Here is a 13419-nt window from a genome sequence, read left to right on the forward strand (position 1 = left end):
AACCATGGCTGCATCGGCTGCCATCCCGAACAAGCCGCAAGGCTCCATGCCGGCCGCGAAGCCGGCGCCCGTGAGCGGGCGTCGGACCTTCGCGTTCTTCTGCATGGTCTTCGGCATGTTCATGGCGATCCTGGACATTCAGATCGTTTCCGCGTCGCTCGCCGAAATCCAGGCCGGTCTCTCCGCGTCGTCGGAGGAAATCTCCTGGGTGCAGACGAGCTACCTGATCGCGGAAGTGATCATGATCCCGCTGTCGGGCACGCTCTCGCGCGTGCTCTCCACGCGCTGGATGTTCGTGATCGCGTCCGGCGGCTTCACGTTCATGAGCTTCATGTGCGCGACGGCCACGAACATCGATCAGATGATCGTCTATCGCGCGCTGCAGGGCTTCATCGGCGGCGGCATGATCCCGACCGTTTTCGCCTCGGCCTTCACGATCTTCCCGCCGGAAAAGCGGCCTGTGATCTCGCCGATTATCGGTCTTGTGGCGACCCTCGCACCGACTATCGGCCCGACGCTCGGCGGCTATCTCACCGATCTGTTCTCCTGGCACTGGTTATTCCTCGTCAACATCGTGCCCGGTATCCTGGTCACGATCTCCACCTATCTGCTGGTGGACTTCGACGAGCCTGATCTCAGCCTCTTCAAGAGCTTCGATTGGGCCGGCCTCGGCTTCATGGCGGCCTTCCTCGGCAGCCTGGAATACGTGCTGGAGGAGGGCCCTCTGAACGACTGGTTCCAGGACGAGCTGGTGCTGATCCTCACCATCGTGTGCGTGGTCGGCGGCCTGGGCTTCTTCTACCGGGCTTTCACGGCGAAGCAGCCGATCGTGGACCTGCGCGCGTTTGCCGACCGCAACTTTCTCGCGGGCTCCTCCTTCAGCTTCGTCATGGGCATCGGCCTCTACGGCCTGACCTATCTCTACCCGGTCTATCTCGGCGGCGTGCGGGGCTATTCGTCCCTGCAGATCGGCGAGACCATGTTCGTGTCCGGCGCGACCATGTTCCTGATGGCGCCGGTGGCGGGTGTCCTGTCCCGCAAGATGGATCCGCGCATCATGATGGCCATCGGCTTTGCCGCCTTCGCCTTCGGCACGTGGATGATGAGCGGCCTGACCAAGGACTGGGATTTCTGGGAGCTGCTCGTGCCTCAGATCTTCCGGGGCGTCGGCCTGATGATCTGCATGGTGCCGATCAACAACATCGCGCTCGGCACCTTGCCGCCGGACAGGATCAAGAACGCGTCGGGGCTCTACAACCTCACCCGTAATTTGGGCGGTGCCGTGGGTCTGGCGCTCATCAACACGGGGATCAACGACCGCCTTGACCTCCATGTCGAGCGCCTGCGCGAGAGCGTGAACTGGGGCCGGTCCGCGGCCGTCGAGACGCTGAACGCCATGACCCTGAAGTTCCAGTCCCTCGGTCCGGATGCCGGCACGGCTGCGATCAAGACCCTGTCCAACATGGTCCACCGCGAGGCGATGGTCATGGCCTTCGCGGATGTGTTCCTTCTGCTGACGATCCTGTTCCTGGGCCTGATCCTCGCCCTGCCGTTCATCAAGAAGCCCCGGGCCGCTCCTGCCGGTGGCGGTGGGCACTAAGAGGCAACCTCCACGACTCCAGCCCGGCCACAGGCCGGGCTTTTCTTTGAACAGGCCCGGTCGAGGATGGCCCGCTGCCGCGGCGGCAAAAAGATGCCGATGGGTGAGGGCAGGCAGACGGCGCAAAGCATGGGGACGCAGGGCTTTTAAGCTGTTGTTCTGGCAGCCCAAACATCATAGTTTGCGCCCAGGTTTTTCTCAGACAGGTGAAGTTCAAGCATCTTGCCTCCTCCAACCCGTCAATCCGCCTCCGTCGGCGCCGTGCGCCGCTCCTTCGCCCCCTGGGCGAATCCCGATGCCAAGCCGCTCATCCGCTTCGAGAACGTCACGAAACGTTTCGGCGAGTCCACTGCGGTCGATCATCTCTCCCTGGACATCTTCGAAGGCGAGTTCTTCTGCCTGCTGGGCCCCTCCGGCTGCGGCAAGACGACCCTCATGCGCATGCTCGCCGGCTTCGAGACCCCGACCGAGGGCACGATTACCTTGGGCGACCAGAACCTGGCGGGCGTACCGCCCTATCGGCGGCCCGTGAACATGATGTTCCAGTCCTATGCGCTCTTCCCGCATATGAGCGTGGAGAAGAACATCGCCTTCGGGCTCAAGCAGGACGGGATGCCGAAGGACCAGATCGCCGACCGGGTGGGCGAGATGCTGCGCCTCGTCCAGCTCGAGAAGCTCGCCCGCCGCTACCCCAGCCAGCTCTCCGGCGGCCAGCGTCAGCGCGTGGCGCTCGCCCGGGCTCTCGCCAAGAAGCCCAAGGTGCTGCTCCTCGACGAGCCGCTCGGCGCCCTCGACAAGAAGCTGCGCGAGGAGACCCAGTTCGAGCTGATGGACATCCAGCACGATCTCCACATGACCTTCGTGGTCGTCACCCACGATCAGGAGGAGGCCATGACCATGGCCGACCGGATCGCCGTGATGGACCATGGCCGGATCGTGCAGGTCGCCACGCCGGGCGAGATCTATGAGCAGCCCAAGACCCGCTTCATCGCCGAGTTCGTGGGCGACGTGAACATCATCGAAGGCCATGTCCAGGGTCAGGAGAACGGCCTCTGGCGGGTGAAGACGTCCTCGGCCGAAGTGCCGCTCACCATCGACGATCCGGACGAGGTGCTGCATTCCGGCCAGCCCGTGGCGATTGCCGTGAGGCCGGAAAAGATGGTGATCCAGCGCGACCCGCCGGGGCCTGGCGCCATCAACGTGCTCACCGGCGAGGTGTGGGACATCGGCTATCTGGGCGACTGGACCGTTTATCGGGTCAAGCTCGCCACCGGAGAGATCCTGCGCGTGACCCGCGCCAACGCTTCCCGCTTCGTCGAGAGCCCCATCGAGTGGGACGAGCAGGTCTATGTCACCTTCGCGCCGGATGCGGCGGTGATCCTGGCGGAATAGCCATGATGGAACGCACCCTCACGCGGCGCCTCTCCGCAGGTCTCGTGCCCGCCGTACCTTACTTGTGGCTCGGCGTGCTCTTCCTCGTGCCGTTCCTGATCGTCCTCAAGATCAGCCTCTCCGACCCGGCGGTGGCACAGCCGCCCTACCGGCCCGTCTTCGAGTGGAGCGACATCGCCGGCTTTTTCAGCGGGCTCGATTTCGAGAACTTCACCCTGCTGGTCGAGGACGATCTCTATTTCCGGGCGACGCTCTCGTCCGTGCGCATCGCCGCCGTGTCGACATTACTGCTTCTGCTCGTGGGATTTCCCATCGCCTACGGCATGGCGCGCGCGCCGGAGCGCTACCGGACGCTCCTGGTCGCGGCGATCATCCTGCCGTTCTGGACGAGCTTTCTCATCCGCATCTATGCCTGGGTGGCGATCCTCAAGCCCGAGGGGCTGCTCACCCAAGCGCTGATGGCAATTGGCCTGATCTCCGAGCCCGTCGACATCCTGAACACCGAGACGGCGGTCTATATCGGCATCGTCTATGCCTACCTGCCCTTCATGGTGCTGCCGCTCTACGCGACGCTCGAGAAGATGGACGACACGCTGCTGGAGGCCGCCCTCGATCTCGGCTCCACGCCGTGGCGCTCGTTCTGGACAATCACCGTGCCGCTCGCCATGCCGGGCATCATTGCCGGCTCGCTCCTGTGCTTCATCCCGGCCGTGGGCGAGTTCGTGATCCCGGATCTGCTGGGCGGTTCGGAGACCCTGATGATCGGCCGGCAGCTCTGGAGCGAGTTCTTCTCGAACCGTGACTGGCCGCTCGCCTCCGCGGTCGCGATCCTGCTTCTGATCGTTCTTGTGGTGCCCATCGTGATCTATCGCGATGTCGAAGCCCGGCGCGTGGAGACACAGCGATGACCATGCGCCGCCTCAGCGTCTTCAACGTCACCTCGCTGGTGATCGGATTCGCGTTCCTGTACCTGCCGATCCTGCTGCTGGTGATCTATTCCTTCAACGCCTCGCGGCTCGTCACCGTGTGGGGCGGCTTCTCCACGCAGTGGTATGGCGCGTTGTTCCGCAACGAAGCGCTCATGGAAGCAGCCTGGGTGACGCTGCGTGTCGCGTTGCTGTCCGCAACGCTTGCCACCGTCCTTGGCACCCTCGCGGCGCTCGCGCTCACCCGCTATGGGCGCTTTCCCGGGCGGACGCTGTTCACCGGCATGGTTTACGCGCCCATGGTCATGCCGGAGGTCATCACCGGCCTGTCGCTGCTGCTGTTCTTCGTGGCTGTCGATTTCGACCGGGGCTTCTGGACCATTACGCTGGCCCACACCACGCTCACCATGTGCTTCGTGACGGTGGTGGTGCAGTCGCGCCTCATGACCTTCGACCGCTCGCTCGAGGAGGCGGCGATGGATCTCGGCGCGCCGCCCCTGCGCACGTTCTTCTCGGTGACGCTGCCGCTCATTGCGCCCTCCATCGTGGCGGGTTTCCTGCTCGCCTTCACCCTGTCGATGGATGATCTGGTGATCGCGAGCTTCAACACGGGTCCAGGGGCCACGACGCTGCCGATCAAGATCTACAGCGCGGTGCGGCTTGGGCTCTCTCCGGAGGTCAATGCGGCCTCGGCCCTTCTGATCGGGATCGTGACCCTGGGCGTGATCTCAGCGACCCTCATAAGCAAGCGCTCCGTCATGCGCTCGCGCCGCAACGCTCACTGAGCGGTGGCCTGCGGGTCCTGCTCACCTGCCGGAACGCGCGGCGTTGGGAAGAGCGGCTTGGCCGCTCCAGACCGCTCGATGAGCGAGCGGACCTGAGGGCTGATCTCCACATTGTCCCAATCGCCATTGACGTCGAAGGCGAGGGAGGGAGATTGTCCCGCCGGTGCATCGACCGACGCAATGCCGGCCGTGACCTGGAGGGTTCGGTCGACCAGCAGAACCTGCCCGCGCAGGTGGGCCTGCACGGCAGCCCCTTTCAGCCGGCCTTCGACAATCTCGCCGACGCCATCCTGCATCACAACCTGGGCCTCGGCCTTGCCGAAAGGCGTGCGGCCGCCCTTCCAGTTCAGGGAGGCCAGGAGAGGGCGCTTATCAACGCGACGAAGGGCGTCTTCGAGGTTGATCCCCACCAGTTCTCCGTCGGTCAGCTCGATCGAGGAGCGGCCCGCCGCCTGACGGATCACATCCGCAGGGTTCCGGCCGTGCCCGTCGAAGCTGAACTGCCCCTGGGCGCGGCCGGTGATCCAGCGCGGCTCGCCGACAGCGGCGAGGAAGGGGGCGATCTTCACCCCTGAGAAGGTGCCTTGGCTCTTGAAGTCGACGAGGCCGTTCTGGGCTGCCAGCGACAACCGCCCCTTCAAGGTGCCGTCATAGAAGTCGGCACGCCCGATGGAAGCTTCGATGCGGCCGGGCTGGACGAGCACGCTGGCCGCCATGTCGTCGAGGCTGAGACGCCCGAGGGTGGCGGTCGTGGCCGAGAGGCGAAAGTCGAGGTCGGCCCCTGTGGCTCCGGCCATGTCGATCGCCTCCTCGCTCCACGCGCCCGAGGATGTCCGCGTCTGATTGAATGGGGCGAAAAGGTCGGACAGGTTGAGGGTATCGGCCGCCAGGGTGCCGGTAATGACCGGCCTCTCCGTGTCGAAACGGACGCCCAAGGTGCCCTCAAGCTTGTCCGAGCCCAGGGTAATGGCGACCGCAGGCCAGGACAGGCGGCGGCGGTCCATGGAGAAGTCGCCGCTGATCGACAGCGCCTGCAGCAGGGATCCGAAGGGAAGATCCATTCCGCTCCAGCGGGTGAAGTTGCGCACCGAAGTGGTCTTGATGGTGCTTTCTCCCGTGACGCGAGGCCCATCCCCGAGATGCGCCTCACCCTCGGCCGTGAGACGGCCGCCGGGGGCGGAAAGGGTCAGGGAGAACGGGCTGATCTTGTTGGAAGCCAGCAGGTCCGGGAAGATCGAGGCCTGCTCCAGGGAAACGAGTTCGTCCCGCCAGCGAGCGGACCCTGACACGGTCAGAGGCTGGGATGGATCCACCCAGCGGACAATGGCACTGAGGCCATCGACGTTGGCGTCCTTCAGGTCGGTCCAGCGCACCGAGGATTTCGTCACCACCAGCCGGCGGGCATGGGTTTCGGTCGAGCGGTCCTTGAAGACCTCCGTCCATTTGACGGCCTGGAGCTTCCGGACCGATGCGGTGATGCGGGTTTCCGTCAGGTCGAAGTCGGAAAGCTCGATCCGCCCGAAGAGCAGCGGCAGGATGCGCAGCTCGCCCCTTAAGGTGCCGCCTTCGGCCTCGAGCGCCCCGTCCGGGAACTCAAGCGCCACATTCTCGAACTTGACCCGTGGGATGGGCAGCACCGCGAAGGTGCTCCGGCCCCTCACCGTCAGGTCGAGGCCGTAGCGCTCTCTGACATGCTCCCTCAGTTCCGCCGACAGGCCGCCTCCGGGCAACGTCCAGGGGGCGGCCGCCGTCCCCAGAACGGCAAGCGAAATCAAGGCGATGAGAAAGACAACGCGGCGGGACATGGAACGAATGTTGTAAACCTTGAGCGCTGCCTCGCAAGCGGTGAAGAGGAGATGTCCTCAGGGCAGGGCCGACTTCATGAAACCTTTCCATATATCCATACGAAGGGATTGTCTAAATTGAGGCCAAGTTGCAGGGTGCCGCCATTCGAACCGCGACACTTCGAACGGGTACGCACCTGCCCAAGGAGAGGATTTGATGGATAAGGTTTACAGCGACGCGAGCTCGGCGCTGGCTGGCCTGGTCAAGGATGGCATGACCATCATGGCCGGGGGCTTCGGCCTCTGCGGCATTCCTGAGGCGCTGATCGAAGCGATTCGTGATTCGGGGGCGAAGGAGCTGACCTTCATCTCCAACAATGCGGGCGTGGACGGGGTCGGCCTCGGGCGCCTTCTGGAAACCCGCCAGATCCGCAAGATGATCAGTTCTTACGTGGGCGAGAACAAGCTCTTTGCCCAGCAGTACCTCTCCGGCGAGCTCGAGCTCGAGTTCAACCCGCAGGGGACGCTCGCCGAGCGCATCCGCGCCGGCGGCGCCGGCATTCCGGCTTTCTACACCAAGACCGGCGTGGGCACCCTCATTGCCGAGGGCAAGGAAGTGCGCGAGTTCAACGGCGAGAAATACGTCATGGAGACGGGGCTGTTCGCCGACATCTCCGTGGTGCACGCCTGGAAGGGCGATACGGAAGGCAACCTCGTCTACCGGAAGACTGCCCGCAACTTCAATCCGATGATGGCCACCGCCTCGCGGATGACCATCGCCGAGGTCGAGCATCTGGTGCCGGCGGGCGAGATCGACCCGGATTGCATGCACACCCCGGGCATCTTCGTGAAGCGCATGGTGCATGTGCCGAACCCGGTCAAACACATCGAGCAACGCACGACCCGCAAGCGCGCCGAAGCGGCGGCGCCTGCCGGAGCAGGGGAGGAAGTCTGATGGCCTGGACCCGTGAACAGATGGCCGCCCGCGCGGCCAAGGAGCTGCGCGACGGCTTCTACGTGAATCTGGGCATCGGCATCCCGACGCTGGTGTCCAACTTCATCCCCAAGGGCATGCGCGTGCAGCTCCAGTCGGAGAACGGCATGCTCGGCATGGGCCCGTTCCCCTTCGAGGGCGAGGAGGATGCGGATCTCATCAATGCCGGCAAGCAGACGATCACCGAACTGCCGACGACGAGCTATTTCTCATCCGCCGATTCCTTCGGCATGATCCGCGGCGGCCATATCGACCTGTCGATCCTCGGTGCCATGCAGGTGGCCCAGAACGGCGATCTCGCCAACTGGATGATACCGGGCAAGATGGTGAAGGGCATGGGCGGCGCCATGGACCTCGTGGCAGGCGTGAAGCGCGTCGTGGTGGTCATGGAGCATGTGGCGAAGGGCAAGGACGGCTCCGAGGACCCGAAGCTCCTCAAGGAGTGCAACCTGCCGCTGACCGGTGCTGCTGTGGTCGACCTGGTGATCACCGACCTTGGCGTCTTCTCCGTCGACAAGAAGGGCGGCTCCGGCATGACCCTGATTGAGCTGGCTGAGGGCGTGACGGTCGAAGAGATCAAGGCCAAGACGGCGGCGGACTTCAAGGTTGACCTGAACGGCGGACAGTCGAACGCAGCCTGATACAAACGCGCGTGTCGCCCCCGGCGGCCGAAGGCCGGGGGATCCACTCTTAAGCTCAGCGCTATGGAGTCCCTTCCCCTCCGGTGCGCTGCGGCCGGGAATGACACTGAAATAGAAAGCGGCCCGAAAGGGCCGCTTTTCCTATGGGCTCGAAGAGCCGGTCGAGTTTTCAGCCTCTGCTGCCACCTTGGGGCGAGCCTCGGCGCTGCGCACCAGCTGGATCACCGGAACGAGCCCAACCAGCACGATCACGAGGGCTGCGAGCGACCCGTCCTCGAAGCGCCCGCGCGAGGCATAGGTGTAGACGAGCGTCGAGAGCGTTTCCGTGTTGAGCGGCCGCAGCAGCAGGGTCGCGGGCAATTCCTTGATGCAGTCAACGAAGATCAGCAGGGCGGCGCTTGCCAGGGCAGGGCGCATGAGCGGAATCTGGATCTTCCAGACCATCTCACGCCGGGAGGCCCCGAGAGTGCGCGCTGCATCCTCGAGGCTCGGCGACACCCGGTCGAGGCCGGCTGACAGGGAGCCCGTCGCGATCGACAGGAAGCGGATCACGTAGGCAATGATGATGCCGCCGGCAGCCCCCATGAGCAGGAGGCCGAGGCGCTCGCCGGTCAGGTGGCGCCAGATCGTGCTGATCAGGTTATCGAAGCCGACCAGAGGCGTCATGAGCCCGAGCGCCAGCACGGTGCCCGGCAGGGCATAGCCGAGCCCCGCTGCAAGGAGCGCTCCCTTGGTCAGGGAGGTCTTGGACAGGCGCGCGGCCGAGACCAGGATGACGGCAATGGCCAGGACCGCCAGGGTCGCGACCACAGACAGGCCGATGGTCGTCATGAAATGAGCGAGGAAGTCCCTGTCGAACTGCTCTAAAAGCCCGCCGCGAAGAGTTTCACGCAGAAGAAATCCTGTCGGCAGAATGAAGCCCAAAAAGACGGGAAGCGCGCAGAGCAGAGAGGCGGTCCAGCCGCGTCCACCGACAAGCGCAACCGGATGCACCGTGCGATGGCGTTTCGGCGATAGGGCATAGCGCCTGTCCCGCCGGCCATAGCGCTCGATCAGGATCAGACCGACGACGAAAGCAAGCATGACGCAGGCGATCTGCGCCGCGCCCGCAAGGCTGCCCCGATTGAGCCAGGTGTTGTAGACGGACACTGTGAGGGTGCGCACGCCGAGATACTCGCTGGCGCCGATGTCGTTGAGCGCCTCCAGCAGCGCCAGCGACACGCCGACCGCGAGCGCCGGGCGGGCCAGCGGAAGCGCGATGATGCGGAACAGCTTGATGCGGCTCGCGCCCAGGGTGCGCGCCACCTCCAGCATGCTGGCGCTCTGCGTCAGGAACATCGCCCGCGCGGCGATGTAGATGTAAGGGTAGAGCACCGCCGACATGACGAGGATGCAGCCGGGCAGCGAGCGGATTTCGGGAAACCAGTAATCGGACCGCGACCGCCAGCCCATGAAGTCGCGCAAGGCCATCTGCACGAGGCCGGCGGAATCGAAGATCTCCACGTAGATATAGGCCGTGATGTAGGTGGGCACGGCAAGCGGCAGCGGCAGGAGCCAGACCAACACATCGCGACCGGGAAACCGATGAGCGGTGACGAGCCAGGCCGTCGTGATGCCCATGGAGCCCGCCACGACCGCAACGCCAGCAAGCAGGGCGAGCGTGTCGATCGTGCTGGCCGGGAGCACATTGGCGATGAGATGTGGCCAGATCTCCGCATCACCCTCGGCGGCGATGCCGAGGAGGGCGCCGACGGGCAGAAGCGCGAGCAGACCGGCAGCCGCCACGGCGGCAGACAGCCACCATGGAATGCGCTTTGCCTTCGTGGAGGAAAGGCCGATGGCTGTCTGAGTTCTGGCGATCACTGTCAAAAGGAAACGGCGCCACCGTCACCGGCAGCGCCTCTCATAAAAGGGAGAGGGCGGCTTAGAGCATCGGCCCCAAAAGTGGAAGGCACTTTTGGGATCCAGCCGATGCTCACTCCCTTAGAAGTGCATCGTACGGCGCGAAAAACCGGATCCACTTTTTCGCACGATGCGCTGGAGCCGTCCAATGTCTTATTGGTCGAAGCCAACCTTGTCGACCAGCTCGCTGGCTTTCTTGCGGAGCTTGGCGATCTCGGAGATCTGCACGTTGTCGGCCTTGAGCTCACCGAAGGACGCGATGGTCGGGTGGATCTTGATGCCCGCCTTCACCGGATACTCGGAGTTGGCTTCGGCGTGGATCTGCTGGGACGCGTCCGAGACCATGTACTCCATGAACTTCACGGCGTTGGCCTTGTTCGGGGCGTTCTTGGCCAGAGCGAGGCCGGAGACGTTCACGTGGGTGCCGCCGCCTTCGAAGGTCGGGAGGATCACGTTGATCGCCTCACCCCACTTCTTCTGCTCCTCGTCCTTGCCGTTCAGCATGAGCGAGACGTAGTAGGTGTTACCGACGGCAATGTCGCAGACGCCGGCCAGGATGTCCTTGGCCTGCTCGCGGTCGCCGCCCGAGGGCTTCTTGGCGAGGTTCGCCTTCACGCCCTTCAGCCACTCCTCGGCCTTCGCCTCGCCCTTGTGGGCGATCATCGCGGCGATCAGGCTGATGTTGTAGAGGTGCTGGCCCGAGCGGATGCAGACCTTGCCCTTCCACTTGGGATCGGCGAGCTCCTCGTAGGTGATCTTGTCCTGCTTCACGCGCTCCTTCGAGGCGTAGACCACGCGGCCGCGCAGGGCGATGCCGAACCAGTGGCCCTCCGGATCGCGATAGGCCGCCGGAATGACCTTCTCGAGGGCTTCCGACTTCACGGCTTGAGTGACGCCGTAATCCTTGGCGGCTGCCAGGCGGCCGATATCGACCGTGATGATCACGTCGGCCGGGCTGTTCGCGCCCTCGGTGCGAATGCGCTCCTCAAGGCCGTTGTTGATGAAGATCGTGTTGACCTTGATGCCGGTCTCTTTGGCGAACTCATCAAGGACCGGCTTGATCAGGCCGGGCTCGCGGGTGGTGTAGATGTTCAGCACTTCCTCGGCCGAGGCGGAAAAGCCCGAACCGGCCAGGGCACCAAGAGCAGCCGCCCCGCAGAGCAGACCGCGCGCAAACGAGATGTTCGCCATCATGAGTTCCTTCAGAATTGATTGTGGGCGGCGTGGTGCCGTATCCCAATAATGCTGCAAGAACCACGACCGCACTTTGCGGTCAATCAAAAAGCGGATAAAAATCAATAACTTATAAGAATTCTAAACTGACAATTCCTTATAATTCTTCTAAGCTGATGCGGCTTTCCGGACCGTCTCGACCTCAGGCATGGCGGTGCGAAGGCGGGCGATCTCCTCTTCCATCCGTTCCATGTTGGCGAACAGCCGCTCGCTGGCGAGGCGCAGGAAATAGAAGCCGAACTGAGGATTCTGGAAATAGAGCTGGCGCACCTCGTCATAGGAGATGCTCAGCACTTCGCCGGCCTCGATGCATTCCAGGGTCTGGGTGCGGGTGTTGTCCGGAGAGAGAAAGCCCATCTCGCCGACCACCTGGCCCTGAACCAGCTCGATGCCCATCTCCTTCAGGCGGTAGCGCCCGGAGATCGTGTAGAACATGCAGGTGGCGACGTCGCCCTTGGCGAACAGCACCTCGCCGGCCTTCGTCTTGCGGCGGGTCATGAAGGGCTTGAGCCACTCCATGGAGAGATCGCTCTTGGAGGCCTGCTTCACGCGCTTGATCAGGCCGAGCATCTGGTAGAGTCGCACGCTGTTGATCGGCAGCAGGATCAGATTGGCCACGACGCCCGGAATGTTGTGCAGATAGGCGGCGACGATCAGGGAGCAGATGTTGGCCGCGATCCCGATGCAACGCAGCGGGATGATCGTCTTCATCGCGCAGCCCGTGATGGCAAGGGCTGCGCCCAGCCAGCCGATGGCCTCAACCCAAGTTATGGACCAAGTCATGGAATCCCACCCGCATTCTCATATCCCGTTAGGGCATATATCATCGGAATAGGAATCTGCGCCAGCTACGCATTGGCGCAGCATCGAAGGCTCTAAAGAAGGGGTGTTCTCCACAGGGCCGCGAGTTGCCGCCCACAGGATCAGGAACGGGGAGAGGCGGCTTGGCCCGGCACGCTCAGGGTCCGGCGCTGGGTCGCCGTGCGAGTGGTCTGGCTGGCGTTGGCCCGTGGTGCCTGGCCGGAGATGGACGGCGGGGGCGGAACAGGGTCACGAGGCAGAACGCCGACGGGGCCTGTGGAGGCAACACAGCCGCCCAGGGTAGACCCGGCGAGAAGGAGTGCGGAAATGGTGGCGATGGTACGCATATGCGGCTCCACAAGAATCGATGCAAAAGCTAGACCATACGTAAGGGAAGTCGAGTCTTGCACGATCCAGGAAAGTTGCAGCTTGGGCCTCCTCGGCGCAGGCGCGAAGCCTAGTTATCAATCATAGCCTTGAGAGGGCCCGATGGAGGACCGTGAGTTCGTGCAGATTCGGACGTCATCGTTAGCGGTGGGGGCGGGGAGCCGGATTATGGGAGGCCTGATCCTCCTTGCCCTCTGGGCAGCGCCTGCCGCGGCCAAGTGCCAGGACGCGCCGGGTCCGGGTGCCGACTGGTCCGGATGCTCCAAGGCCCGCCTCGTCCTCACCGGAGAGGATCTGACCGGAACGATCTTCCAGCGCTCCCTGCTGACGTTGAGCGACTTCGCATCCTCCAAGATGGCAGGAGCCAATCTGGCTGAGACCGAAGTGAGCCGCACCCGCTTCGAGGGGGCGGATCTGTCCCGCGCCGACTTCACCAAGGCCCTCGGCTGGCGCGCCAATTTCGGGCAGGCCACTCTCATCGGAACCGTGTTCGTCTCGTCCGATATGAGCCGCTCCAACTTTGCCCAGGCCAAAGCCGCGGGAGCGAACTTCAACAAGGCCGAGCTGAACCGGTCGGACTTCAGCGGCGCGGATCTGACAGGGGCAAACCTGGCCAAGGCGGAACTCGCCCGCGTGCTCTTTCAGAGCGCCAGGGTGACGGGGGTGGATTTCAGCTACTCCAATCTGTCCCGTGCGCGCCTCACCGGGCTTGACCTTCAGGGGGCGAACTTCACCGGGACCTACATGTTCCTGGCTCAGATCGGCGGCTCGGATCTGAGCCGCGCGGTTGGCCTGACCCAGTCCCAGGTCGATATTGCCTGCGGCACGGCGCAGACCAAGCTTCCGGACGGCCTTTCCCAACCGAAATCCTGGCCCTGCAAGGAAGAGGAGGACTGATCGCCCGGCCGTTGCTGAAACCAAGCCTGAGCGTGGCCGTTGACTCGGTGGAGGACGTTCGGGTTGGAAGCCGGGTG

12 protein-coding genes are annotated in these 13419 nt (G+C 64.0%); 7 read left to right on the forward strand and 5 right to left on the reverse strand.

All coding sequences use genetic code 11. The annotated features are described in order from the left end of the window. Positions 1-4: 4 nt before the first annotated feature. The 4 genes from MA07_RS05655 to MA07_RS05670 all read left to right on the forward strand — a co-directional run bounded on the left by MA07_RS05655 (position 5) and on the right by MA07_RS05670 (position 4703). Positions 5-1600, forward strand: coding sequence for a DHA2 family efflux MFS transporter permease subunit (locus MA07_RS05655; RefSeq protein ID WP_036347924.1), 1596 nt, complete (start codon positions 5-7; stop codon positions 1598-1600). A 222-nt stretch (positions 1601-1822) separates the two neighbouring features. Continuing rightward, positions 1823-2992 (forward strand): ABC transporter ATP-binding protein, encoded by a 1170-nt coding sequence (locus MA07_RS05660; RefSeq protein ID WP_036347925.1) that lies wholly within the window; start codon positions 1823-1825, stop codon positions 2990-2992. A gap of 5 nt (positions 2993-2997) precedes the next feature. Continuing rightward, entirely contained in the window at positions 2998-3900 is a 903-nt protein-coding gene (locus MA07_RS05665; protein WP_152568749.1) for an ABC transporter permease subunit, read from the forward strand. 2 nt (positions 3901-3902) lie between these two features. Beyond that, positions 3903-4703, forward strand: coding sequence for an ABC transporter permease (locus MA07_RS05670; RefSeq protein ID WP_036347954.1), 801 nt, complete (start codon positions 3903-3905; stop codon positions 4701-4703). On the opposite strand, the gene MA07_RS05675 is transcribed toward MA07_RS05670, so the two are convergent. After that, positions 4697-6508 carry an AsmA family protein gene (locus tag MA07_RS05675; protein WP_036347926.1) on the reverse strand — a complete coding sequence of 604 codons (1812 nt, stop codon included), beginning with the start codon at positions 6506-6508 and terminating at the stop codon, positions 4697-4699. The genes MA07_RS05670 and MA07_RS05675 overlap by 7 nt on opposite strands. Positions 6509-6704: 196 nt before the next feature. On the opposite strand from MA07_RS05675, the gene MA07_RS05680 reads away from it, so the two are divergent. After that, positions 6705-7442: a CoA transferase subunit A gene (locus tag MA07_RS05680; RefSeq protein ID WP_036347927.1), complete on the forward strand. Its 738-nt coding sequence runs from the start codon at positions 6705-6707 to the stop codon at positions 7440-7442. Beyond that, complete coding sequence (locus MA07_RS05685; RefSeq protein ID WP_036347928.1) at positions 7442-8122, forward strand: 3-oxoacid CoA-transferase subunit B; 681 nt, start codon at positions 7442-7444, stop codon at positions 8120-8122. Before MA07_RS05680 ends, MA07_RS05685 begins: the two co-directional genes overlap by 1 nt. A gap of 141 nt (positions 8123-8263) precedes the next feature. On the opposite strand, the gene MA07_RS05690 is transcribed toward MA07_RS05685, so the two are convergent. The 4 genes from MA07_RS05690 to MA07_RS29495 all read right to left on the reverse strand — a co-directional run bounded on the left by MA07_RS05690 (position 8264) and on the right by MA07_RS29495 (position 12405). Continuing rightward, positions 8264-9985: an iron ABC transporter permease gene (locus MA07_RS05690; protein ID WP_244445164.1), complete on the reverse strand. Its 1722-nt coding sequence runs from the start codon at positions 9983-9985 to the stop codon at positions 8264-8266. Between the two features lie 192 nt (positions 9986-10177). Further along, complete coding sequence (locus MA07_RS05695; RefSeq protein ID WP_200879325.1) at positions 10178-11218, reverse strand: Fe(3+) ABC transporter substrate-binding protein; 1041 nt, start codon at positions 11216-11218, stop codon at positions 10178-10180. 147 nt (positions 11219-11365) lie between these two features. Next, positions 11366-12040 carry a Crp/Fnr family transcriptional regulator gene (locus MA07_RS05700; protein ID WP_036347929.1) on the reverse strand — a complete coding sequence of 225 codons (675 nt, stop codon included), beginning with the start codon at positions 12038-12040 and terminating at the stop codon, positions 11366-11368. 140 nt (positions 12041-12180) lie between these two features. Beyond that, positions 12181-12405, reverse strand: a complete 225-nt coding sequence (locus tag MA07_RS29495; protein WP_152568746.1) for a hypothetical protein — start codon at positions 12403-12405, stop codon at positions 12181-12183. Between the two features lie 208 nt (positions 12406-12613). Between MA07_RS29495 and MA07_RS05705 the strand changes: the two genes are divergently transcribed. After that, positions 12614-13342 carry a pentapeptide repeat-containing protein gene (locus MA07_RS05705; RefSeq protein ID WP_052002873.1) on the forward strand — a complete coding sequence of 243 codons (729 nt, stop codon included), beginning with the start codon at positions 12614-12616 and terminating at the stop codon, positions 13340-13342. The last annotated feature ends 77 nt before the right edge of the window (positions 13343-13419 follow it).

The sequence above is a fragment of the Microvirga sp. BSC39 genome (genome assembly GCF_000739015.1).
GTDB lineage: Bacteria > Pseudomonadota > Alphaproteobacteria > Rhizobiales > Beijerinckiaceae > Microvirga.

What these genes read in the sequence shown, in the direction of transcription:
- MA07_RS05655 (WP_036347924.1), top strand. Translation starts at nt 5, where the DNA reads ATGGCTGCATCGGCTGCCATCCCGAACAAGCCGCAAGGCTCCATGCCG.
- MA07_RS05665 (WP_152568749.1), top strand. Translation starts at nt 2,998, where the DNA reads ATGGAACGCACCCTCACGCGGCGCCTCTCCGCAGGTCTCGTGCCCGCC.
- MA07_RS05670 (WP_036347954.1), top strand. Translation starts at nt 3,903, where the DNA reads ATGCGCCGCCTCAGCGTCTTCAACGTCACCTCGCTGGTGATCGGATTC.
- MA07_RS05675 (WP_036347926.1), bottom strand. Translation starts at nt 6,508, where the DNA reads ATGTCCCGCCGCGTTGTCTTTCTCATCGCCTTGATTTCGCTTGCCGTT.
- MA07_RS05680 (WP_036347927.1), top strand. Translation starts at nt 6,705, where the DNA reads ATGGATAAGGTTTACAGCGACGCGAGCTCGGCGCTGGCTGGCCTGGTC.
- MA07_RS05685 (WP_036347928.1), top strand. Translation starts at nt 7,442, where the DNA reads ATGGCCTGGACCCGTGAACAGATGGCCGCCCGCGCGGCCAAGGAGCTG.
- MA07_RS05695 (WP_200879325.1), bottom strand. Translation starts at nt 11,218, where the DNA reads ATGATGGCGAACATCTCGTTTGCGCGCGGTCTGCTCTGCGGGGCGGCT.
- MA07_RS05700 (WP_036347929.1), bottom strand. Translation starts at nt 12,040, where the DNA reads ATGACTTGGTCCATAACTTGGGTTGAGGCCATCGGCTGGCTGGGCGCA.
- MA07_RS29495 (WP_152568746.1), bottom strand. Translation starts at nt 12,405, where the DNA reads ATGCGTACCATCGCCACCATTTCCGCACTCCTTCTCGCCGGGTCTACC.
- MA07_RS05705 (WP_052002873.1), top strand. Translation starts at nt 12,614, where the DNA reads ATGGGAGGCCTGATCCTCCTTGCCCTCTGGGCAGCGCCTGCCGCGGCC.